The organism is Pseudoalteromonas 'SMAR', from assembly GCF_048515945.1.
Taxonomy (GTDB): domain Bacteria; phylum Pseudomonadota; class Gammaproteobacteria; order Enterobacterales; family Alteromonadaceae; genus Pseudoalteromonas.
On sequence record NZ_JBLWMW010000004.1, the window covers coordinates 99395 to 121806 of the forward strand.

The following is a 22412-nucleotide window of genomic DNA, read 5'->3' on the forward strand; positions in this document are numbered from 1 at the left end:
GTTTCAAACTGATAAAGACTAGGATTCGCTCGTGATGAGAGCATTCAACATGGTTAAGCCAGTGTAATCAACGAACGTATTTAGTTCCTTTTCACTCATCGCTGAGGTTTTTCCTTTTTTAATTTTTACGAGCCTTCTTCGCACTTTTTTCTTCGTTACTTGTGGCACAGCAGCGGCATTATTAAAATGGAATGGTTTTTCTCGAAAACGTGCCAATTCAGCCACAAGGATATTTCGCTCGGTACGCCCAAGCTCAAGGTGATTAAGCGATTTCTTCGCTATCAATGCAGACTGTGCCATGAGCGGTATGATTTTGGCTTTCTTATAGCCAAGACCTTCCAGATATTTGCGCGCGAGTAACACATAATGCTTAGCGGTCTCGCCTTTTTCTTCATCTAAAGCGTCTACTTTATTCAGTGCAAAGATGATGGATTGTTTTGGATTGATTTCTCGAATTGTGCGAATGATCTCCACATCATCTGTTGTGCCGAGCTGCGTGGCATTTAGCACGTAAAGAATCGGACTTTTCGGGTAAGCCTTTATCGCACTAATAAACTGTTCCTTGTGGCGGTAGTCTCTACTGTTATTCGCTCCTGGTGTGTCAATCAGGGTGTAGCCAGCCAACATTGAATGAAGTTTGCTTCCCGAATGAGGGATGACTACATCGAAAGCACTGATTTCGTCAGAACGGTTCCATGTTCTTATTTGCTCTGCGCAAAGTGTGTTGCTTGATGCAACGATGGAACCTGAGTGGGAATAAGCCTTTGCGCTAGGCTTCACTTTCGCACCTACAGTTATGCGTGCGACTTTAGCCGTTGTCGCTTCGTTGCCTGCTGGAAGCAATTCTTTGCCGACAAGTGCATTAATAAGTGAAGATTTTCCTGCACTCATTGAGGCAGCAACGAGTATGTATTTTGTTCTGTTTTTCATAACGATGTGCTTTCAACTTCATTGCTTGTTCGGGCTATCCAAGACGTTAGTTTTTCTCGGATGTAGTTATCGAGCTCGCTTGGGGAAATGACTCGAATATTAGGTATCCAATATTGAACAATCGGGGCTATTTGGTTATAGCTCCACGCTGAAGAGGAAATGACAAGCGAACCGTCCTGCCGCTTTTCGATGATTTTTTGTTTTGGCAGAAGGGCCTTACGTTCAAAATAAAACGCAATGTCCTTTGTCACTTCCAGTGTTACGTCAAAAATGGGCTGTCCAAACCAAATAGTGTCTTGTTCTTTGATTTTATCGACAACTGACGAGTCATAATCAAAATGCTCTTTTTGCACACATACGAACTTGATGCGAGCAAGTGAGAACGTCTTCAGCACGCCATCTGATATGGCAGCTAAATACCAGCTACCACGGCTATAAACCATGAGGTATGGCGAGACTGTCCGTGATTTATCTCTGTATAAGAAGGTCACAGTGCGTCGATTTTTAATCGCTGTCTCAAAGGCGCCATGAAGTGAAGATATGAAGTCTGCCTCAAGGGGTTGTTCCTGAAAGTGATAAAAATCACTGTTTGAGTCATTTGCTAAGCTGCGAAGGAACTGGCCAGCTTTTTGCGGAAGCGCTTTTTTAAGGCCAAGCTCCTCAATTAAGCGAACAAGGTCCTGCTCATTGTATTGGTTTCGCGCAGATGTCGAAAGTAAGTAATTGCCAGTGTCTGGGCAACGCTCGAGAATAGCGCATAAGCGGTCAAAATCTCTTCGTATTGTTTTAGTGCTGACCTGATATTGTTCAGCCAAATTATTAGTATTTAGAGGCTGCCCAGAATATGCCTTAGCTACAATGTCGGCTAAACGATTTGCAAGGATATTACTTTTCATAAATCAACTTAATTTTGTAAGGTGCTGCGTAATATAACGTGACATTGGGACAGGTTGCGTCTATTCAAAAGTGAATTATCCATATTCATTGGTTACTTTTTTGTATTGAATATTTTAAGCACTAGACATTTACTAATGGGTATATTGCATCACCCCATAATTGATCAGCGCCATCCATCATAAGCTCAATAATTATTGGTACAATACTCGCTAATAATGAGGTGCAATCACGTAACTGCTTGCGGTTTGTCCGGCTATTGTATGTAGCTCCCCCATGAAGTAGCTGGTTCCGTAGGGTGTATAGCCTTGAAAACAAGATGCTTAAGACGGTAACAGTATCCTCACTCGCTAATGCATTATTAGCTGCTACCTTGGTTCTAAGCTGTTCTTGCTTCCACATATCTTCAGTTATTGTTCCAGATTGAAATTTCCAAAAAGCCTGAAAGATAAACTCATTATTTAAGATAAGCCTGATAGAAGTAGAATATTGAGACCAAACGATTTCGGATAGCTTTTTTGATTTATCTAAGTGCTCTATTTTTGCCAAAAACTCTTGATATAGACCACGCTCAGTAAAATCATTTTTGTAATCAAAATTTTGTGCATAGGCTGCATTGAAAGCTATCCATAGAAAGATAAACTGAGAATCATAATCTTCACACTGCTCAGCTTTACCTAACCAACTCAAAGCTCGATGTACGCGTAAAGATAACGCTTGTGGGTAAGAACCTCTATCCCGCCGGTGACGCTTTTTAAGATGCTGATACAAAACATAACCCTCCATGGATAATTTGTACTAACTATTACATTAATTATTAAAATATGCAATGTCGTAATGGAATGCTTTAAACGTTCTGAGAGGCTGTTCTGTGTACCAAAGCCATGTACCACAAAAACTATGCTTTTGATTTGTAAAATCAAACTGTTAGTGAAAAGTGTATCAGGCGAAAAGAAGCACCTAAATCAATACCTTAGGAGTTTATTGCGAGTTGAATTTTGTTTTTTGAATTGAATTTTTAAGTTGCGAGCCGTGTACCAAACGGTACATGGAAATGTGATTAGAGGGTGGATAATTTTAGTGTACCGCTTGATCTGCATAAGCAAATCAAGCGGTTACTAAAGCTTCTGAGACAGCCTATAAGCCGGGTTCTGTTTCCTCTTGCGAGGTGATAATCATTCGTCTAGGCCTAGGATCGCTCCTAGGCTCAAGCAACCTACCCGGTTCCGATGCGGGCCACACCATAAGGAACCCTATTTGGTCTTGCTCCGGGTGGAGTTTACCTTGCAACCAACTGTTACCAGTGGCCCGGTGCGCTCTTACCGCACCCTTTCACCCTTACCAACCGAAGTTGGCGGTCTCCTCTCTGCTGCACTTGTCGTAGGCTCACGCCCCCCAGCCGTTAGCTGGCACCCTGCCCATTGGAGCCCGGACTTTCCTCCCCCTGATCATTTGCGTCACAGGCAGCGATTATCCGGCTGACTCAGGCGGGCGATTATACGCACTTTAATACCAGAACGCACGCGCTAATTAGCTACTCCCGTTACGACTCGCGTTCTGCAATGATTGCTTTATATAAGGCGTTCTTTTTCAGGCCGAAATAGTCAGCAGCCACACCACAGGCTTTTTTCAACGGCATATCTGCCTCTAATAAGCCAATCAGTTTGCTGGCTTCAGGGCTAAGCGCCTGTTTATCAATCACCGCTGCTGGAAGCATTAACACCAGCTCGCCTTTTTGTTTCTCTGGTTCGGCTTCTAAGTAAGCTATCAGCTCAGTAACACTGCCACTGAAAAAGGTTTCGTAGGTTTTCGTCAGCTCTTTGGCAAACACCACGGGTTGCGCCTCACCCAGTGCGGTTTGCATATCGGCTAGGCTTGCCATGATCCTGTGGGTACTTTCGTAAATTATACTGGTGCAGCCTGAGGCCACGGCATCTTTAAAAAATTGCTGACGCGCTTGGCTCTTAGCAGGGGTAAAGCCAATAAACTGAAAGCGGTCAGTCGGCAGCCCAGAGCAGCTTAATGCAGCAATGGCGGCGCAGGCACCAGGCACAGGCGTGACCGCAGCGCCAGCATCACGACAAAGATTGACGACGGCATAGCCCGGATCGCTGATCAGCGGGGTACCTGCGTCGGATACCAAGGCTATGTCTTTGCCTTCGTTTAACCAATCGAGGACTTGCTGGGCTTTTTGTTTTTCATTGTGATCATGCAGCGCAAAAGTTTTTGCTTTTATACTGAAATGGCTCAATAATTTACCTGTGTGGCGAGTGTCTTCAGCGGCAATTAAATCGACCTGACTTAACACCTTCAGTGCACGTTCACTGATGTCATCTAAATTACCAATTGGCGTGGCAACAACATACAGCGTGCCGATTTTGTTTTCATTGTGAAGATTAGCCATTGAGCTCTCCAATATCAGTCAGTAAGATATCCACTTATTCGGGAAAAAGAAGGTTTGCCTGTGCAGTTTCAAAAGATAGCGCTTTTAGTTGCCATATTGTCGGGGTTATCCGCTTGTAGTACAAGCACAAATGTCACTACAACAGACCGCGCCAAGCAAATTGAGCCAACAGCGGTGTCAGCCGAACTCAGCGCTGCGGCCTTATTCAACAAAGCACAAGGCGCGTCAGGGATCAGCAAAATTCAACTGCTGTACAGTGCCAGAGATGCCGCCATTAGCGAACAAGATTGGCAAACGTTAGAACAAGTTGGCTTAGCCTTAGAGGCCAAGCCCAGTGTCGACCATATCCAAAATAAGCTCTACATCGCCTTTGCACGCAAACAGTTAGGTAAATATGAAAGCGCGCTGATAATGTTAAAAACCTTAGAAGGGCGTTTAACCACACCACAGCATCAAGCTTGGCATCAGTATTTAATGGCGAGCGTCTATGCTTCGCAAAGCCTACCTAAAAAAGCGTTAACAAAATACTTTGCCGCTGCAGATATCGCTAAAGCCAATAACCTCACTGTTGCAGGATTGGATGAGGGTATTTGGCAAGCACTGCAACAACTGTCTACATATGCATTGGAACGCTTTGATAGCGGCTCAGTATTACAACGTGGCTGGGTTACCTTAGCCAAGTATCAACAAATTTATCTAGGCTCCAGTGCCGCGTTAGATCAAGCCATGAACAATTGGCGTCGCCGCTTTCAAGATCATCCGGCCATTAGCCTACTGCCAAAGGAGCTACAAGGTGCCGTGGCGCTTGAGCCGTACCAAGTGAGCAAGCTGGCGATTTTACTGCCGCAAACGGGCCCCAGTGAGCGCCTCGGCAGTGCATTAAAAAATGGCTTTTTGGCGGCCACCGATGACAGCAATATTGAAGAAATTTTCTTTATCGATGAAATGGCATCGGCCGATGAGATCACTGCGGAATTGGCCAAATCCAACGTTGATTTTGTGATTGGCCCACTATTAAAAAGCAATGTCGAGAAGCTCGCCCAAGACAATCGCTTTGCCGCTTACCCGACGTTATTTTTAAACAGCCAAGAGAGCATTGAGACAAGCGCCAGTGAGCAATACTTTTTTGCTTTAAATCCAGAGCATGAAGTGCAACAAGCTATGAATCACTTCTTGGCAAAGGGCTATGAAAAACCCATGTTATTGGCACCAGATACTGGCTCCGGAAAGCGCTTGATTGCACATTTTACCGAGCATTGGCAGCGCTACAGTGAAGTGGAACCGGAAATCGGCTATTACACCAACAGCGAGAATATGGCCGAAGTCATTGCCGACCTGCTAGAGGTCGATACTTCTCGCTCTCGCACTCGCAGTGTGAAAAGCTTGTTTCGCCAAGAAGTAAAGAGCGAAACGCGCTCACGCCGTGATATCGATGCCGTGTATATTCTGGGTGACGCCATGGAAACCCGTTTATTGAAACCTTATTTAGACGTTAATGTCAGTACGTTTGCCGAGCGTATTCCGCTCTATGCCAGTTCGCGCAGTTACAGTAAGCAAATTGATGTCACCGATAAAGGCGATTTAGAAGGGCTTTACTTCACCGAGCAACCTTGGATGCTTCCGGGCGCGGTCAGCCAAGCGTCATTGCGTGAGGCATACCAACAACTATGGCCTGAGCAGGCTGATTTAGAACAGCGCTTATTTGCCATGGCTTATGATGCCGTGGGCTTAGTGCCGCAATTGCGACAGCTTGCTTGGCTGGCTGGAAAAAGCTATGACGGCTTAACCGGTGAGCTTAGCATTCAAAATGGCACCCAAATTCAACGCAAGCTGAGCTGGGCGCAATACAAAAATAAGCAAGTGCGACTGGTCAGTTTAGATGAACAAGCGCCCTTGCCGTTATTTATGCAGCAGGAGGAGCAAACCGCTACTTCCTTGGTCAGATAGGATATCTGTATGTTTAAAGGACTATTTAATAATACCCGCAGTAAAGGTCAGCATTTTGAGTCACTGGCAGAAGACTACTTAAAAAAACACGGTCTTGTGCCCGTCACGCGCAATTATTTGTGTAAGTATGGGGAAATCGACCTCATTATGCGCGATGGCGATACTTGGGTCTTTGTTGAAGTAAAATTTAGAAAATCGCCCCATTTTGGTGGTGCGCTTAACGCGCTTTCGAAAACAAAGCTACAAAGGCTAAAGCGCAGCATTTATACTTACACTGCGCAACAGCAAATACACAACACGCAACTGAGAGTAGATTTTGTTGCAATTCAGGGGGAACAGCCTCCACAAATAAACTGGATAAAAAATATTTTTTAGTATGCAAGAATCTATTAAGTCAATATTTACAGAGTCTATTCAAGCCCAGATAGCGGCAGGTGAAGTACTGCCTCACTCATTGGAATCCGCCGCCATGACCATGGCGCAAAGCCTCATCAATGGCAATAAAATTATCTGTTGTGGCGCTCCGAGTAATCATATGCTGGCAACCCACTTTGCCACCATTTTAAGCAATTTTTACGAAACTGAGCGCCCTTGTTTACCAGCGATAGCCTTAACCAACGAGCAATACAACCTAGCCTCTCCAGAAAATGGTAAAGCCAGAGAGCGCTTTGCCAAACAAGTCAGAGCCTTCGCTCAAGAAGGTGACTTGTTGGTCGTGTATGCCATTAATGGCCAAGAGAAATCAGTGATTGGCGCTGTTGAGGCAGCCCTTACCAGAGATATGAAAGTCATTGCCCTGGTGGGCGACGATGGCGGTGAGATCACCGGGTTATTAGGCCCTCAAGACGTTGAAATCCGCATTCCCAGTAAGCGTCCAAGCCGTATTATTGAATCACAATTATTTAATACTCACTGCCTTAGTGAGTTAATCGATGCCATATTGTTCCCTCAGGATGAAGTATAATGATGAGAATAGCTTCCTTACTAGCCGCTATAATGATGCTCCAAGGCTGTGCCGCTGCCGTGGTAGCGGGTACTGCAGGTGCAGTGTCTGCGGCAAACGATAGACGCACTATCGGCGCACAAATCGACGATAACAATATCGAAATAAAAGGCACATTGGCAATTAAAGGCATTAAACACCTTGCCGAGCGCGCCAATATCACCTTGGTGAGCGTTAACGGTGTAGTTTTGATGATTGGCCAAGTAGCCAACCAAGAAATGAAATCTCAAGCAGAGCGAGCACTGCAAGACGTCTCCGGGATCCGTCAGATACACAACCAGCTGCGACTCAGCAGCAATATTGGCATCACCACCCAAACCCATGATACCTGGCTTACTTCGAAGGTAAAAACCAAACTATTGGCAGCGGATGATGTTAATGGCGCAAATATCAAGGTGGTGACCGAGAACGCCGAAGTATTCTTAATGGGGTTAGTATCGCAAACAGAAGCCAATTGTGCGGTTGAGATTGCTCGCAATATCAGTGGTGTTAAGCGAGTGATTAAAGCGTTTGAATATCTCTAGTTGCTCTTTCACTGGACACAAAAAAACCTGCTATTGCAGGTTTTTTTATGTCGCAAAGATTGCCGTTACTTGATCACTCTCAAGTGTGAACCTTTCTTCTTGTCTGCGTCAGGCTTTGTCTCTGGCTCAGGAGTAGATTCTACTTCTAACTCTGGCTCCGTACCCTGCTCTTCAAAAAGATCTTCTTCTGGAGTAAATACGGTGCCTTCACCATTTTCTCGGGCATAGATAGCCAGTATGGCCCCAACCGGCACATACACCTGCATAGGCTGACCACCAAATCGAGCATTAAAGCTAAGTGCTTGATTGTCCATTGAGAAGTTGGTCACCGCCGACGGACTAATATTCAACACAATTTGCCCTTCTTGGATAAATTGTGTTGGTACTTGTACTGAAGGAAAGTCAGCATTCACCACTAAATGAGGTGTGCAGTCGTTATCGACAATCCACTCATAGAACGCGCGTAAAAGATAAGGACGATTAGACGTCATTATGATCTGATCTCGCGTTCAGCATCTGTTAGTGATGCTTGGAATGAGTCACGTTCGAACAAACGCAGCATGTATTCTTTTAGCTCTTTACTACCAGCACCGTTAAGCTCAATACCTAATTGCGGTAGACGCCATAGCAGTGGTGCAAGGTAACAATCAACCAAGCTAAATTCCTCACTCATAAAGTAAGGGGCTTCATTGAAAATAGGTGCAACAGCTAGCAGAGCTTCTGTTAGCTCTTTACGCGCTTGTGCAGCTTCATCACCGCCCGCGGTGATTTTTTCAGCTAGGCTATACCAGTCTGTTTCAATGCGGTGCATCATCAGACGGCTACGACCACGCATAACTGGGTATACTGGCATCAACGGAGGATGCGGGAAGCGCTCATCTAAATATTCCATAATGATGTCAGCTTGATACAAGCCAAGCTCGCGGTCAATTAACGTTGGCACTGTGCCATACGGGTTAATCTCATGCAGAGCTTCTGGTAAGTTGTCCTTTTCAGCCTGATGAATATCAACACTTACACCTTTTTCAGCAAGCACAATGCGTACTTGATGGCTATACATACAGTTAGAGCCAGAAAAAAGTGTCATTACAGGGCGCTTATTGGCAGCAACGGCCATGCCTACCTCCATTAAAAAACTAAAAGTAATTAAATCACTTTAAACAGCAAAAGGGGCGAATGCCCCCGTTGCAATAATTACCTTTGGATATTCAAATTAATGAACATCTCTCCAGTACTCTTTCTTCAAGAAGAATGCCAGGATGAAGAAAATAACTAAGAAGCCTAACACTTTATATCCTAATGCTTCTGACTCTAGGCGAGAAGGCTCACCGACATAAGCTAGGAAGTTAGTGATATCACGAGCCGCTTGGTCGTATTCATCAACACTCATCTCGCCAGTACCATCGGTTTCGGTACCTACTACCTTGGTTACTGTTTTTGTTACTTTCTCGCCGTTTTCCATCACTTCAATTTGATGCTCTTCAGTGATAGGCGTTGGCAAGCCTTGCAACTCTTGCAGTACGTGTGGCATACCCACCAGTGGGAAGACCATATTGTTTACGCCAAATGGGCGCGACTCATCTTTATAAAACGACTTCAGATAAGTGTAAATATAGTCTGGAGACTTAACACGAGAAATCAGTGTTAAATCCGGTGGTGGAGCACCAAACCACTTTGCTGCATCTTCTTGGTCCATCGCGTTTAAAATATGACTACCCACTTTAGAGCCGTCAAAAATAAGCGTTTCTTCACCAATATCAGTTGGAATACCGATATCGCGGAAGGTACGCTCATAGCGCTGGTATTGCATCTGGTGACAGCCTAAGCAGTAGTTCATGAACAACTGCGCGCCACGTTGCAAAGATGCTTTGTCTCTTAGGTCGTTGTTAGCTTCCATCAATGGTACTGATGGGCCTGCTGCCATCGACAACGTTGGCAACAATGCGAATAAACCGATTACTAGCTTTTTCATCATTTCGTTAACCTCGTTGGTAATGGCTTCGTCTTCTCATTTTTACTATAGAAGAACAACAGTACGAAGAACATGAAGTATGTCACAGTCGTGATTTGCGACAACAACGTTTTAAAGTCAGTTTGTGGTGTTGCACCAATCCAACCAAGGATAATGAAAGTCACAACAAACTGTGCAATGTTCAACTTGTGTAGACCACAACGGTAACGAATAGAACGCACCGAGCCACGGTCAATCCAAGGCAGTAACGCTAGCGCTACAATCGATGCACCCATTGCTAATACCCCGATTAACTTATCTGGGATAGCACGTAGAATCGCGTAAAACGGTGTGAAGTACCAAACCGGGAAAATATGTTCTGGTGTTTTCAATGGGTTTGCTGCTTCAAAGTTTGGCGCCTCAAGGAAGAAACCATTCATTTCCGGTGCAAAGAACACAATAGCACAGAAGAAAATTAAGAAGCCTGCCACACCCAGTACGTCTTTTACGGTGTAATACGGGTGGAACGGAATCGCATCAACAATGTCTTTTTTGCTGGTGTAGTACTCATGGAATTTGAATTTAGGCTTATCTTCTTCAGCAACAGTGCCTTTCTTACGTTTGATTTCAACGCCGTCAGGGTTGTTTGAGCCCACTTCATGTAATGCCACGATGTGAAGGAAAACTAGGATAACAAGAACCAATGGCAGTGCAATAACGTGTAAAGCAAAGAAACGGTTTAGCGTTGCACCAGAGATTACGTAGTCACCACGGATCCATAAAGTTAAGTCATCACCAATAACTGGGATTGCACCAAACAGTGAGATGATTACCTGAGCCCCCCAGAATGACATCTGACCCCAAGGCAATAGATAACCCATGAAGGCTTCAGCCATCAAGGCTAGGAAGATAAACATACCAAATAGCCAAAGCAGTTCACGAGGCTTTTGGTAAGAACCGTAAATCATGCCACGGAACATGTGCAGATAAACCACCACAAAGAAAGCCGAGGCCCCAGTGGAGTGCAGATACCTTAGCAACCAGCCGTATTCAACGTCACGCATGATGTATTCAACTGAAGCGAATGCGCCCTCAGCTGAAGGAACAAAGTTCATCGTTAGCCAGATACCAGTTACGATCTGGTTCACTAGTACAAGAATGGCCAACGAGCCAAACAAGTACCAAAAGTTAAAGTTTTTCGGCGCTGGGTATTGCGCAATGTGCATATTCCAAACACGCGTCATTGGAATACGATCATCAATCCAGTTTAACACCTTACCCACGGCGCCCGTATTTGCTGCTTTATCTACTTGACCAGACATTATGCAACCCCTTCTTCTTCACCTACCAAGATGGTAGTGTCGTCAATAAAGGTATACGGAGGGACTTCTAAGTTGAGTGGTGCAGGTACGTTTTGGAATACACGACCAGCCATATCAAACTTGGAACCATGACAAGGACAGAAGAAACCACTTTCCGTGCCTTCTACTTTTTCACCAAAGCTTCCGTTTAAGAACGTTGGTGAACATCCTAAGTGCGTACAAATCCCAACCGCTACGAAGATTTCAGGTCGCTTAGAACGATGGTCGTTCTTAGCAGACTCTAGCTGCTGAGGCTCTTCAGAGTTAGGATCACGAAGTTGGCCTTCGTGTTGTTTCATTTGTTCTATCATTCTAGGTGTACGAGAAACAATCCATACCGGTTTGCCTCGCCACTCAACACGAATAAGTTGTCCAGGTTCCAGTTTGCTGATATCTACTTCTACAGGCGCACCTGCAGATTTAGCTCGCTCACTTGGATTCCAGGACGCAATAAAAGGAACAGCAGCTCCAACCGCACCAACGCCACCTACGACAGAGGTAGCGATAGTTAAAAAGCGACGTCGGCTGTTGTCTACAGGCGCATTGCTCATCCACTTATCTCCACTTGATTCCCAACACTTGCTATATTGAGAACATCAGTTACAGCAGGTTAATTTAAGAAATTACAAAATAGACGCGATCATAAATAAATCCCTTGATTAAAACAAGGTTATTTCAGACCCATGCCCCAATAAACCTATGCTTAGGTTACCTCGAGCATGAGACCGCCAATCTATAATACCGCATCAGGCATCACAATAAACTGACTAAGATCAACCCCTACAGGGGATACGCAACAACACGCGTATCTGGATCTCAGGTCTTTCTACTTGCTCCGCCAATTGTAGCAAAAAAAACCGCCAAGTTATCGCTCCAATTGCACTAATTATTATATTTATTGAACTTTTTTTACGATTTAAATCGTGAAGGCGCAATTTGTGGGAGCCGCGCAAAGGCAAGATGGGGTTAAACAGAAACCTTTATCGCGTAAAAACAAAAAACCCAGCATAAAGCTGGGTTTTTGAATTCTTGAAACGTAATAAATTAACGCTTTGAGAACTGTGTCTTCTTACGTGCTTTCTTAAGACCCACTTTCTTACGCTCAACTTTACGAGCATCGCGAGTAACAAAGCCAGCTTTACGTAGAGTAGGACGTAGAGACTCGTCAAACTCCATTAGTGCACGAGTAATACCGTGACGGATAGCACCAGCTTGACCAGTAGTACCACCACCTGCAACAGTGATGTGTAGGTCAAACTTTTCTGTCATTTCAACAAGCTCTAGTGGCTGACGAACAACCATACGAGCCGTTTCACGACCGAAGAACTCTTCTAAAGAGCGTTTATTGATTACGATGTTGCCAGTGCCTGGGCGTAAGAATACGCGAGCACTTGAACTTTTACGACGACCTGTACCGTAGTATTGATTTGCCATGATAGTGCTCCTTAAATGTCTAGAACCTGAGGCTGTTGTGCAGCATGGTTGTGCTCAGTACCTGCGTAAACTTTAAGTTTACGGTACATTGCGCGGCCTAAAGGACCACGTGGCAACATGCCTTTAACAGCTTTTTCGATGATCATTTCAGGCTTTGCAGCTTGAAGCTTGTCGAAAGTAGTAGACTTAAGACCACCTGGGAAACCAGTATGAGCGTAGTACATTTTGTCTTTTGCTTTATTACCAGTAACAGTAACTTTCTCAGCGTTGATAACGATGATGTAATCACCAGTATCTACGTGAGGAGTGTACTCAGCTTTATGCTTACCGCGTAGGCGACGAGCGATTTCAGTAGCGATGCGACCTAAAGTTTTACCTTCAGCGTCAACTACGTACCAGTCACGTTTTACAGTTTCTGGTTTAGCAACAAACGTTTTCATTATAAAAATCCAAAGTTTTCAATTTAAAACCACAGGCAGTCCTTAGACTACCGCTCTACTTGTATTTGCTTAAAACCCCTTCGAGTTTAAGACTTTGATGCCGCTCAAGTCAGTGGCTAAGCCGACGAGGGCAATAGAACGCAACGTGGCAGGCCGCGGATTATAGCAAGGCTTAAAAACGAAAACCAGCGCTTGGTGCTTTTTTCTACAAGAAAATTGCAGTTTATTGGCTGTGTGAAGTCACCACCCAATAATGACTGTTCGAAATGCGGCTTTTTTCTTACTGCCCCGTAATTTGCTTAGGCTAAATGCTCACGGGCGAGGTATTCATGCGACTGCATTTCTTGTAAGCGACTAATGCAGCGCTTAAATTCAAAGGTTAAGGTGCCTTGCGTGTACAACTCAGTGATAGGCGCGGCAGCGGAAATAATGAGCGTGACATTGCGCTCATAAAACTCATCCACCAAGGCAATAAAGCGGCGCGCAGCATCGTCATTGTGCTGCCCCATTTGTTTTACATTCGACAAAATAACGGTGTTATAGAGGCGGCTGATCTCCATGTAGTCCACTTGTGAGCGGGCGGTTTCACACAGCGCGGTAAAATCAAACATGACAATACAATCCGATACCATGCGGGTTTGGATCTGTCGTCCTTCGATTTCTATGCTTTGATCTTTTTGTCCCGGCTCAGGAGAAAGCTTCTCGAAGTACTCAAATAAATTATCGTCGGCTTGCTGATCCAATGGACTGTGGAAGATTTCCGCTTGCTCTAGGGTACGTAAGCGATAATCAATACCAGAATCCACGTTCACCACTTCCGTATTTTGCTTTACTAACTCAATGGCCGGTAAAAAACGCGCTCGCTGCAGACCGTTTTTATACAACTCATCTGGAATAATGTTTGACGTTGCCACCAACACAATACCGCGCTCAAACAGCGCTTCCATCAGACCACCGAGCAACATAGCATCAGTGATGTCTTGAACAAAAAACTCATCAAAGCAAATGATGTCGGTTTCCGCTTTGAAAATGTCGGCAATGGTCTCAAGTGGGTTTTTTACCTCTTTGAGCTTTTTTAGCTCGCCATGAACCCGATGCATAAAGCGATGAAAGTGCACCCGCATCTTACGCTCTGTTGGCAAGGCTTCGTAAAAAGTATCAACCAGATAGGTTTTACCGCGCCCCACTCCGCCCCAAAAATACAGGCCTTGCACTTTGGGCTGCGACGGTTGCTTGCCGAGCAGGCGAGCAAAGAAGCCTATTTTCGGTTCCGGCTGGTTGACTAAATCATCATAAAGACGTTGCAGATGCTTAACGGCATTTTCCTGCGCACTGTCGTATTGAAAGTCATCACGTTGTAGGTCTTGCTGATATTTTTCCCAAGGCGTCATCGAGTTAAATATTTTTTTGCGATTTGTTTGCCAGTTATATTAACACGACTGGGTTCTGGGCGTATATTAAATAACAGTCTCATTAATACTGTTCGATACGTAAGTTTAATTGCTATTACCCTAGCCGTATCGTATTTTCATTTGCCATTGCAGGCACACAGGGAGAAACCTATGACTACCGTTACTTGGCTTGGACTACTCATTATTGTTGCGATTGCCGCCTTCTTTTTAGGCAGCTTTATCACCAAAAAACAGTTCAAGCACGATGAGCTAGAAGTTCAAGCACAACAGGCTAAGCACGACTTAGAGCAATACCGCCAAGACGTTTCTGATCACTTAGCGGGCACGCGCAAGCTGGTAAACAAAATGCAAGACAGCTACTCGCAATTGCTAAGTCATGTTGAAGAAACCAATCAGCTGCTGACCAAAGAACGTCCTTCTCACCCGCAAGATCCGTTCTTCTCAAAAGAAACCACTGAGCAGTTGCAAGCCTCTTTACAGGCGCGCCCTGAGAAACGACGTAAACAAGACCCTAGCTTCGATGCGCCGCCTAGCGACTACGCGGAAGGAGAAACGGGGTTATTTTCTGGCGATAAAAAAGAAAGTGAGCAAATTAAAGCCTCTTGATGAACTTTTTTTTGCCCCCATAGTCTTTAAAAGAAGCTATTGATTGCAAATAAGGGCCTGTTTATCAGCCCCTTATGTTCGCGTTTTATAAGATTAACGCTTTTTTGCGGAGTACTTCACGACTATGAAATTTAAATTATCTTTGCTATCAGCCGCACTGCTTTCTTCCAGTCTATTGCTGTTACCGCAGCAGAGTGTGGCCAAGTTGCCCGTTGCCGTAGATGGCCAACAATTACCCACCTTAGCGCCCATGCTAGAAAAGGTCGCCCCGGGCGTTGTAAGTATCCAAGTCCGCGGTGCCAAAGAAGTGCGCCGTCGCGTTGACCCATTTGACTTTTTCTTCGGGCAACCACAACCACGGAGTCAAAAGCGGCCGTTCAGTGGCCTAGGCTCGGGTGTTATTATTGATGCCGATGAAGGCTATGTGGTAACCAACAATCACGTCATTGATGACGCTGATGAAATGATAGTAACACTCAAAGATGGCCGCGAATTCAAGGCAAAACTGCTTGGCAGCGATCCGGAATCGGACATCGCATTGCTGCAAATCGATGGCGATGATCTCACCGAGGTAAAACTGGCTAACTCCGATAAGTTAAGAGTCGGCGATTTTTCTGTGGCTATTGGTAACCCTTTTGGTCTCAGTCATACCGTCACTTCAGGCATTATCAGTGCCCTTGGTCGCAGTGGACTAAACATTGAGGGCTACGAAGACTTTATTCAAACCGATGCTGCCATTAACCAAGGTAACTCTGGTGGCGCACTGGTGAATCTAAAGGGCGAATTAATCGGCATTAACACCGCCATTTTAGGCTCTTCAGGCGGCAATGTTGGGATTGGTTTTGCAATTCCTTCCAATATGATGAAAAACTTGGTGGATCAGATTGTCGAGTATGGTGAAGTGCGCCGTGGCTCGCTCGGTATTATGGGCCGTACACTGGACGCGGGCCTTGCCAAAGCACAAGGCTTTGACGTTAAGCGTGGTGCTTATGTCATGCAAGTGCTCAAAGACTCTGCCGCCGATGATGCCGGGCTGAAAGCCAATGATGTTATTGTTAGCCTGAACGGCGACGCCATTGAGAGCTTCAATGAATTACAAGGCAAGATTGCCACTATGGGTGAAGGTCGTGAGGTCAAACTGGGGATTTACCGTGATGGTGACATCCGTGAAATCGAAGTGGAACTGGGCGGTCAGCAACAGCAACAAGCCAATGCCGAAGACATCCATCCGATGCTCCGTGGTGCCGTGTTAGAAGGCGGTGAACGCAATGGTAACGAAGGTGTGGTAGTGGTTTCTGTCGAATCACGATCACCTGCAGCCCGAGTTGGCCTAGAAGAAGGCGACGTTATCATGCAAGTGAATCGCCAACGCGTCACCAATGTTAACGACATGTCTAAGTTAATTGATAACATCCAAGGGAATATTGTTTTAGGTATTAAGCGCGGCCGCGAAACCGTGTTCTACTTAATCCAATAACCAGCCACTATTTAGGAAAGAAACACAGCGAAACTTGTCGCTGTGTTTTTTTTTGTGTCATTATTAGTAAATTACAAAAATCATAAGTTTAAGCGCTCGTGTTCAAATTATTTAAGTTTATCTTCCCGCCTTTATTGGCCGGGCTAGGTATTGCTTTCATTGTTATCTGGTTTAACCCAGAGCTGCGAAGCAATTTACCGCAATTAGAGGTCTCACCGCATACCCAAGCCATGCATATGAGTTTTGCTGATGCCGTCGATAAAGCGGCCCCCGCAGTGGTGACCATTTTCTCAGAAGGTTTTAGTAATCAACCCCGCTACCAACGGCAAAGCACCGTCCGAGAGCTGGGATCTGGGGTGATTATGAGCCGTGATGGCTATATCCTAACCAACTATCATGTGGTGAATAATGCCGATCAAATCATTGTTTTACTCACCGATGGCAGACAGTATACCGACACCCAATTAATTGGCTTTGACACCATTACCGATTTAGCGTTACTGAAGATCCCAGCGGAAAACCTGCCAGTGATCCCCATCGATAACAGTTTTAATCCCAGAGTCGGTGATGTGGTGTTAGCCATTGGTAACCCACTTAATTTGGGGCAAACCATTACTCAAGGGATCATTAGCGCAACAGGCAAGCAAGCACTTACCGACAGCCAATTTAACAGTTTGTTGCAAATGGATGCTGCGATTAATGTGGGTAACTCGGGTGGTGCGGTAGTGAACTCCAATGGCGCCCTAGTTGGGATTACCTCAGCCCAGTTTAGAACTCGGCTTAACATTGATATTCAAGGTATTTCATTTGCCATTCCATACGACCTTGCCCTTGAGGTAATGAACAAGTTGATCATGGACGGGCGAGTTATTCGTGGTTATTTAGGCTTTAGAGGCACTCCGGTGGACAACACCGGGAAAAGTGTCACAGATCTGTACACGCCCATTGTGGGACTCGCGGTGAGCGATCTTGACCCATTGGGGCCAGCTTGGCAAGCGGGAATGAAAGAGGGAGATATTGTTGTCAAAGTGGCCGGAGATGCGGTTACTAACCCACAGCAAACACTAAAGAAAATTGGCAATACCGCGCCAGGTACTAAGCTTAAATTTGAAGTGTTACGTGGCGGTAAGCGGCTCAACATCAACGTTGAAGTCGCTGAGCTAGAAACCGGATATTAACCGAGTATTAGTGAAAAATCAGCGCAAGCATTGCCCTGTTTGCGCTGAGTTACTATTAGTTCTTGCGGCGTTTGATATTCGCTCCCAGCCGACTGAGTTTATCTTCAATCTTCTGGTAGCCCCTATCCACATGGTAGATACGATCAACCACCGTTTCACCGCTGGCGACAATCCCAGTCAAAATAAGACTGGCTGAAGCACGTAAATCCGTTGCCATTACCTGTGCTCCCGTTAAGATCTCGGTATCTCCACAAATCGCGGTATTCCCTTCTAAACGGATATTAGCGCCCATACGCTGCAGTTCAGGCACATGCATAAAACGGTTTTCAAAAATGGTTTCCGTGATGGTGGCATTGCCCTCGGCAACCACATTAAGCGCTGTGAACTGTGCCTGCATATCGGTTGGAAAGCCAGGGTGCGGCATGGTTTTAATATTTACCGCTTGTAACGCACGCTGACGCATATCGACGTAAATACTGTCGTCATTAACTTCAACCAAGGCATTGGCTGCTCTGAGCTTTTCAAGTACCGGTTCAAGGCTATGGTAGTCGGTGTTTTTACAGAGCACTTCGCCTTTCGCCATGGCCGCAGCAACCAAAAAAGTACCAGTTTCAATACGGTCGGGTAGAATTTTGTGCTCACAGCCTTGCAGCTGTTCAACCCCTTCGATTTCGATGCGGCTTGAGCCGGCGCCGGTAATATTAGCGCCCATGGCTTGTAAGCAATCAGCTAGGTTAATAATCTCGGGTTCACGGGCGGCGTTTTCTAGTACCGTCTTGCCATCAGCCAGCGCGGCGGCCATCAGCAAGTTTTCTGTGGCGCCGACGCTCACGGTTTCCATGAAAATTTCTGCACCGCGTAAACGGCCAGAGGTCACGGCGTGAATGTAGCCATTCTCAACTTTAATATCCGCGCCCATTTTCTCAAGCCCAGAGATGTGTAAATCAACCGGACGAGCCCCAATTGCACAGCCACCAGGTAAAGACACTTGAGCTTTACCAAAGCGGGCCAACAAAGGCCCTAAGGCCAGCACCGAGGCACGCATTTGCTTTACCAGCTCGTAAGGCGCAATCACGCTATTGACTGTGCTACCGTCGATGGCGAGCACATCGCCATCCCATTCCACTGCAGCACCTAGAGTTTTTAACAAAGCTTCTGTAGTACCTATGTCACGCAAATGCGGAACATTCGTAAAGCGGCACTGACCGTCGCTCAAAAGCGCAGCGAACAGGATGGGGAGAGCCGCATTCTTGGCTCCAGAGATAGTGACTTCACCGGCTAAAGTGGTGCCACCTTGGATAACAAACTGATCCATTTATGGCACTCCGCTATTGTGGCAGGATAAATTTGCGCTCTTTTTGCCACTCATCCGCTGTGAAAGCGCGAATGCTAACGGCGTGGATGGTACCGTCTTTAATGGTATCCATTAACGGACCGTAGATCAGCTGCTCACGCTTGAGCCTTCTTAATCCGTCAAAACACGCTCCAACTGCAATCACTTCATAATGGCTACCATTCGCTTTAACAATGATTTCGTCCAGCGATAGCGTTTCTTTTAATAGGGTTTCGACTTGATTTGTTTCCATTAGACTCACTCAAATAAGGTTGTCACCTGTCCCAACTCCATCAAATTTTGCAGCTGCACAGGTGTATTTTTCAGCTCTAGACGAATGTCTCGCTGTTTTAATTGACCTAAAGAGTGAATTAACCAAGCTAAGCCCGCAGTGTCAACCCTTGTCACTTCAGAAAGGTTAAAATTGACGGTTGTTTGTGCATTTTTCAACAATTCGGTGATCTCAGACCCTTGTAGGGCACTTGGCAAACTCTCTCTTGTCAGTTCGCCATTTAACACGATTTCACCTTTACTTTGCGTGAATGAGATTTTAGGCGCTGCCATCATCACCTCGAAATTGCACTGGCAACTTACTTTTTTTATCCAGTAGCTCTATTACATGTTCAATCCCTTGCTGACGCAAAATGCCATGAAGCTCAGTTTGTTTGGCATCAAGTAAGCTAATTCCTTCTGCCATCATATCGAAAGCGCGCCAATCATCGTCTTTACCACGACGGACTTTAAAGTCTATTTTGATGTCGGGTTTACCGGCTTCAACAATCTTAGTTTTGACAATGGCTATGTTCTCGCCCTCAAAAGGTCGGTGCTCACCAAACACCACTTCCTGATCTTGGTACTGGGTAAATACACCGGCATAAGTCGCTATCAGATAGTTTCTAAATACTTCAATAAACTCTCGGATATGCTCTATCGCGGCAGCTTTCTGCTGCTGATCTTCCATATTGCGCACGGTTTGAATATAAGCCCCTAACACCCGGTAGGCTGCATATTTGTAGTCAATGTATGGCATTAACTCTTCTTCAACAATAACACGTAAGTGCTCTTTGTCTTGTGCGATAATGTTTTGCTCTCGAGCCACCCGTGCAAAGGTCTGATCGGCAACTTGCTCTACCATTTTGTAGGGATTAGTGACATCCACTTCCTTAGCGCTCGTTGGCAATGCAAACAACAGAGCGAGCAACAGAGTCCAGCTTGTGATAAATAACTTATGCATTTTTATTCGCTCCCTTGATTAAACAAGAACTGGCCGATTAACTCTTCTAATACTAGTGCAGATTTGGTGTCAGTGATCATGTCACCGTCTTTCAATGCCTTGGTTTCAACCCCAAAGAGCGACTCTATATCAACGCTGTCGCTGCTAGTTACTTCTTGTCCAAGGCATTTTTGTTTTGCCGACTCAGCGGCAATAACAGGTGAAATACCTAAATACTGCTCCCCTAAAATACCTGACGTAAGAATAGACACTGAGGAAGTATCGGAAAACTGACATTCGTAGTTACGGTCAATGCTCATCGATACCACTGGCACAAATTCTTCAGGGTGAATATGAATTTCCTCTACGCGACCAATTACAACACCGCCCACTTTAATTGGCGCACGGGTTTTTAACGAACCAATGTTCTCAAACTTGGCCTCGAGAGTATAGGTTTCGCCATTACCTGCGATACCTGTGTTGGCAACCTTTAGGGCTAACAATACAAACGCGCCAATTCCAAGCGCAACAAACAAACCAACTAAAATCTCTGTTTTCCGTGAATTCATTTTTTAAAACCTTTTAACTTGAGAACATAACTGCGGTTAATACAAAGTCAAAGCCAAGCACCGCCAGTGAAGAGTGGACCACTGTCTCTGTGGTGGCTTTACTGATCCCTTCCGAAGTGGGGACACAGTCATAGCCTTTGTATAACGCAATCCAAGTTACTAATAATGCAAATACGAAACTCTTAATAAGTCCGTTCAAAATATCTTTTTGGAATGATACTTGCGACTGCATAATCGACCAGAAACTGCCAGAATCAACGCCTAACCAATCAACCCCCACAAGGTGAGCTCCGAGTATGGCAATGGCAGAGAAAATGAGTGCCAGTAACGGCATACTGATAACCCCAGCCCAAAACCTTGGCGAAATTACTCGCTTCAGTGGATCTATGGCCATCATTTCAAGACTAGATAGTTGCTCCGTTGCTTTCATCAAGCCAATTTCGGCGGTTAACGCACTTCCCGCGCGACCTGCAAATAGCAATGCGGTAACCACAGGTCCCAGCTCACGCAATAAGCTTAATGCCACTAAAGGCCCTAAACTGTCTTCGGCACCATAGCCTACCAACACAGTATAGCCCTGTAGCGCCAATACCATACCAATAAACAGCCCCGACACCATGATGATTAATAGCGACTGGTGACCCACCTGATATAGCTGTTTAATCAATAATGGCGTACCTTTGCGAACATTTGGCATACTAAACAATGTGCCGGCAAGCATGCTTGTCGCACGACCCAGAGCCGCAAATCGACTCAGGGTTTTATGACCAAGGCGCTGAAGTAAATCCATCATTTGCCATCTCCAGATAATAATGCTTGCTGATAATCCGGCGCTTCATAATGAAATGGTACTGGGCCATCAGCCAAGCCCTGAAGGAACTGCTGCACCAATTCTGATTCATGCTGCAACATTTGCTCAGGTGTGCCTGACCCAATCACGCCCTGATCGGCAATAATGACCACGTGATCGGCAATACTGAGTACTTCAGTGACATCATGGGTAACAATGAGGGAAGACAAGCCCAGCACTTCATTGAGGGATTTAATTAACCGCACCAACACCCCCATGGAAATCGGATCCTGACCTGCGAATGGCTCATCATACATGATAAGTTCAGGGTCTAATGCTATGGCACGAGCCAACGCCGCACGGCGCGCCATGCCGCCAGAAAGCTCAGCAGGTTGCATGTCTTTTGCACCGCGCAAGCCCACCGCTTGCAGCTTCATTAACACAATAAGGCGGATCAGTTCTTCAGATAATTCGGTATGTTCTCGCAGTGGAAAAGCAACGTTATCAAACACACTCATATCGGTAAACAAAGCACCACTTTGAAATAACATACTCATGCGAGTTCTTGCTTGATACAGTGCGGAACGAGACATCTTAGGGATACTGCTACCAGCAAAAAGAATATCACCAGAGTCAGGTTTAAGCTGGCCTCCAATCAGGCGCAACATGGTGGTTTTACCTATCCCGCTAGGCCCCATAATGGCGGTTATCTTGCCTTTAGGTACGGAAAAGCTCATGTTTTTGTAGATGATCCTTTCACCTCGAGAAAAGGTTACATCCTTGACTTCTACAATTGACTGCGACAAGTCGCTCTCCAGATCGAGACTAAATTCATTCTTATATGATACTTTTTTTTCAATCAAGATGGAAAATCGTTTTGGTAAATTTTTGTAAGTTTGTAAATGTCGCGGTTTACTTATACTTTCTATAGCGCTTTTGGTAGTAT

General features: G+C 45.4%; 26 protein-coding genes and 1 other RNA gene. 7 read left to right on the plus strand and 20 right to left on the minus strand.

Going from position 1 to position 22412, the window contains the following annotated elements:
• Positions 1-18: 18 nt before the first annotated feature.
• The 5 genes from ACNKW2_RS03175 to rsmI all read right to left on the minus strand — a co-directional run bounded on the left by ACNKW2_RS03175 (position 19) and on the right by rsmI (position 4228).
• A complete protein-coding gene (locus ACNKW2_RS03175) occupies positions 19-930 on the minus strand; it encodes a dynamin family protein (RefSeq protein ID WP_419147257.1) in 912 nt (303 codons plus the stop codon).
• Positions 927-1826, minus strand: coding sequence for a helix-turn-helix transcriptional regulator (locus ACNKW2_RS03180; RefSeq protein ID WP_419147258.1), 900 nt, complete (start codon positions 1824-1826; stop codon positions 927-929). The genes ACNKW2_RS03175 and ACNKW2_RS03180 overlap by 4 nt, the downstream gene beginning before the upstream one ends.
• Positions 1827-1947: 121 nt before the next feature.
• A complete protein-coding gene (locus tag ACNKW2_RS03185) occupies positions 1948-2595 on the minus strand; it encodes a hypothetical protein (RefSeq protein ID WP_419147259.1) in 648 nt (215 codons plus the stop codon).
• Positions 2596-2948: 353 nt separating this feature from the next.
• Positions 2949-3310, minus strand: an RNA gene (gene rnpB / locus ACNKW2_RS03190) — RNase P RNA component class A.
• A gap of 57 nt (positions 3311-3367) precedes the next feature.
• Complete coding sequence (gene rsmI, locus ACNKW2_RS03195) at positions 3368-4228, minus strand: 16S rRNA (cytidine(1402)-2'-O)-methyltransferase (RefSeq protein WP_419147260.1); 861 nt, start codon at positions 4226-4228, stop codon at positions 3368-3370.
• Between the two features lie 60 nt (positions 4229-4288).
• Between rsmI and ACNKW2_RS03200 the strand changes: the two genes are divergently transcribed.
• Genes ACNKW2_RS03200 through dolP form a run of 4 tightly spaced genes read left to right on the plus strand, consistent with a single transcriptional unit; the run spans position 4289 to position 7702 of the window.
• Positions 4289-6175: a penicillin-binding protein activator gene (locus ACNKW2_RS03200; protein ID WP_419147261.1), complete on the plus strand. Its 1887-nt coding sequence runs from the start codon at positions 4289-4291 to the stop codon at positions 6173-6175.
• 9 nt (positions 6176-6184) lie between these two features.
• Entirely contained in the window at positions 6185-6550 is a 366-nt protein-coding gene (locus tag ACNKW2_RS03205; protein ID WP_419147262.1) for a YraN family protein, read from the plus strand.
• Position 6551: 1 nt separating this feature from the next.
• Entirely contained in the window at positions 6552-7139 is a 588-nt protein-coding gene (locus ACNKW2_RS03210) for an SIS domain-containing protein (RefSeq protein ID WP_336567689.1), read from the plus strand.
• On the plus strand, positions 7139-7702 hold the full coding sequence (dolP, locus tag ACNKW2_RS03215; protein ID WP_419147263.1) for a division/outer membrane stress-associated lipid-binding lipoprotein: 564 nt from the start codon (positions 7139-7141) through the stop codon (positions 7700-7702). Before ACNKW2_RS03210 ends, dolP begins: the two co-directional genes overlap by 1 nt.
• A 65-nt stretch (positions 7703-7767) precedes the next feature.
• On the opposite strand, the gene ACNKW2_RS03220 is transcribed toward dolP, so the two are convergent.
• The 8 genes from ACNKW2_RS03220 to zapE all read right to left on the minus strand — a co-directional run bounded on the left by ACNKW2_RS03220 (position 7768) and on the right by zapE (position 14279).
• Positions 7768-8193 carry a ClpXP protease specificity-enhancing factor gene (locus ACNKW2_RS03220; protein WP_419147264.1) on the minus strand — a complete coding sequence of 142 codons (426 nt, stop codon included), beginning with the start codon at positions 8191-8193 and terminating at the stop codon, positions 7768-7770.
• Positions 8193-8819 (minus strand): stringent starvation protein SspA, encoded by a 627-nt coding sequence (sspA, locus tag ACNKW2_RS03225; protein ID WP_336567692.1) that lies wholly within the window; start codon positions 8817-8819, stop codon positions 8193-8195. The genes ACNKW2_RS03220 and sspA overlap by 1 nt, the downstream gene beginning before the upstream one ends.
• Positions 8820-8915: 96 nt before the next feature.
• Positions 8916-9677, minus strand: a complete 762-nt coding sequence (locus ACNKW2_RS03230; RefSeq protein ID WP_419147265.1) for a cytochrome c1 — start codon at positions 9675-9677, stop codon at positions 8916-8918.
• Positions 9674-10975, minus strand: a complete 1302-nt coding sequence (locus ACNKW2_RS03235; RefSeq protein WP_419147266.1) for a cytochrome b — start codon at positions 10973-10975, stop codon at positions 9674-9676. The genes ACNKW2_RS03230 and ACNKW2_RS03235 overlap by 4 nt, the downstream gene beginning before the upstream one ends.
• Positions 10975-11565, minus strand: coding sequence for a ubiquinol-cytochrome c reductase iron-sulfur subunit (petA, locus tag ACNKW2_RS03240; protein ID WP_336567695.1), 591 nt, complete (start codon positions 11563-11565; stop codon positions 10975-10977). Before petA ends, ACNKW2_RS03235 begins: the two co-directional genes overlap by 1 nt.
• Before the next feature lie 493 nt (positions 11566-12058).
• Complete coding sequence (gene rpsI, locus ACNKW2_RS03245; RefSeq protein WP_336569306.1) at positions 12059-12451, minus strand: 30S ribosomal protein S9; 393 nt, start codon at positions 12449-12451, stop codon at positions 12059-12061.
• Positions 12452-12459: 8 nt separating this feature from the next.
• Positions 12460-12888, minus strand: coding sequence for a 50S ribosomal protein L13 (rplM, locus tag ACNKW2_RS03250; RefSeq protein WP_217875682.1), 429 nt, complete (start codon positions 12886-12888; stop codon positions 12460-12462).
• Positions 12889-13187: 299 nt separating this feature from the next.
• On the minus strand, positions 13188-14279 hold the full coding sequence (gene zapE, locus ACNKW2_RS03255; protein ID WP_419147267.1) for a cell division protein ZapE: 1092 nt from the start codon (positions 14277-14279) through the stop codon (positions 13188-13190).
• Between the two features lie 171 nt (positions 14280-14450).
• Between zapE and ACNKW2_RS03260 the strand changes: the two genes are divergently transcribed.
• The 3 genes from ACNKW2_RS03260 to ACNKW2_RS03270 all read left to right on the plus strand — a co-directional run bounded on the left by ACNKW2_RS03260 (position 14451) and on the right by ACNKW2_RS03270 (position 17561).
• Positions 14451-14906, plus strand: coding sequence for a Z-ring associated ZapG family protein (locus tag ACNKW2_RS03260; RefSeq protein ID WP_419147268.1), 456 nt, complete (start codon positions 14451-14453; stop codon positions 14904-14906).
• Positions 14907-15030: 124 nt separating this feature from the next.
• Positions 15031-16383: a DegQ family serine endoprotease gene (locus tag ACNKW2_RS03265; protein WP_419147269.1), complete on the plus strand. Its 1353-nt coding sequence runs from the start codon at positions 15031-15033 to the stop codon at positions 16381-16383.
• Between the two features lie 98 nt (positions 16384-16481).
• The gene (locus ACNKW2_RS03270; RefSeq protein WP_419147270.1) at positions 16482-17561 is read left to right on the plus strand and encodes a trypsin-like peptidase domain-containing protein; all 1080 of its coding nucleotides are present in this window, start codon (positions 16482-16484) and stop codon (positions 17559-17561) included.
• A 55-nt stretch (positions 17562-17616) separates the two neighbouring features.
• On the opposite strand, the gene murA is transcribed toward ACNKW2_RS03270, so the two are convergent.
• From murA to ACNKW2_RS03305, 7 genes are read right to left on the minus strand one after another with little or no spacing between them, the layout of a single operon-like run.
• On the minus strand, positions 17617-18876 hold the full coding sequence (murA, locus tag ACNKW2_RS03275) for a UDP-N-acetylglucosamine 1-carboxyvinyltransferase (RefSeq protein WP_419147271.1): 1260 nt from the start codon (positions 18874-18876) through the stop codon (positions 17617-17619).
• Positions 18877-18889: 13 nt separating this feature from the next.
• The gene (locus ACNKW2_RS03280) at positions 18890-19147 is read right to left on the minus strand and encodes a BolA family protein (protein WP_336567704.1); all 258 of its coding nucleotides are present in this window, start codon (positions 19145-19147) and stop codon (positions 18890-18892) included.
• A gap of 5 nt (positions 19148-19152) precedes the next feature.
• Positions 19153-19458, minus strand: a complete 306-nt coding sequence (locus ACNKW2_RS03285) for an STAS domain-containing protein (protein ID WP_419147272.1) — start codon at positions 19456-19458, stop codon at positions 19153-19155.
• Entirely contained in the window at positions 19445-20128 is a 684-nt protein-coding gene (locus tag ACNKW2_RS03290; RefSeq protein WP_419147273.1) for an MlaC/ttg2D family ABC transporter substrate-binding protein, read from the minus strand. The genes ACNKW2_RS03285 and ACNKW2_RS03290 overlap by 14 nt, the downstream gene beginning before the upstream one ends.
• A 2-nt stretch (positions 20129-20130) precedes the next feature.
• Positions 20131-20676, minus strand: coding sequence for an outer membrane lipid asymmetry maintenance protein MlaD (gene mlaD, locus ACNKW2_RS03295; protein ID WP_419147274.1), 546 nt, complete (start codon positions 20674-20676; stop codon positions 20131-20133).
• Positions 20677-20689: 13 nt separating this feature from the next.
• Positions 20690-21469 (minus strand): lipid asymmetry maintenance ABC transporter permease subunit MlaE, encoded by a 780-nt coding sequence (mlaE, locus tag ACNKW2_RS03300; protein ID WP_419147275.1) that lies wholly within the window; start codon positions 21467-21469, stop codon positions 20690-20692.
• Positions 21466-22272 (minus strand): ATP-binding cassette domain-containing protein, encoded by an 807-nt coding sequence (locus ACNKW2_RS03305; protein WP_419147276.1) that lies wholly within the window; start codon positions 22270-22272, stop codon positions 21466-21468. The genes mlaE and ACNKW2_RS03305 overlap by 4 nt, the downstream gene beginning before the upstream one ends.
• Positions 22273-22412 lie beyond the last annotated feature (140 nt).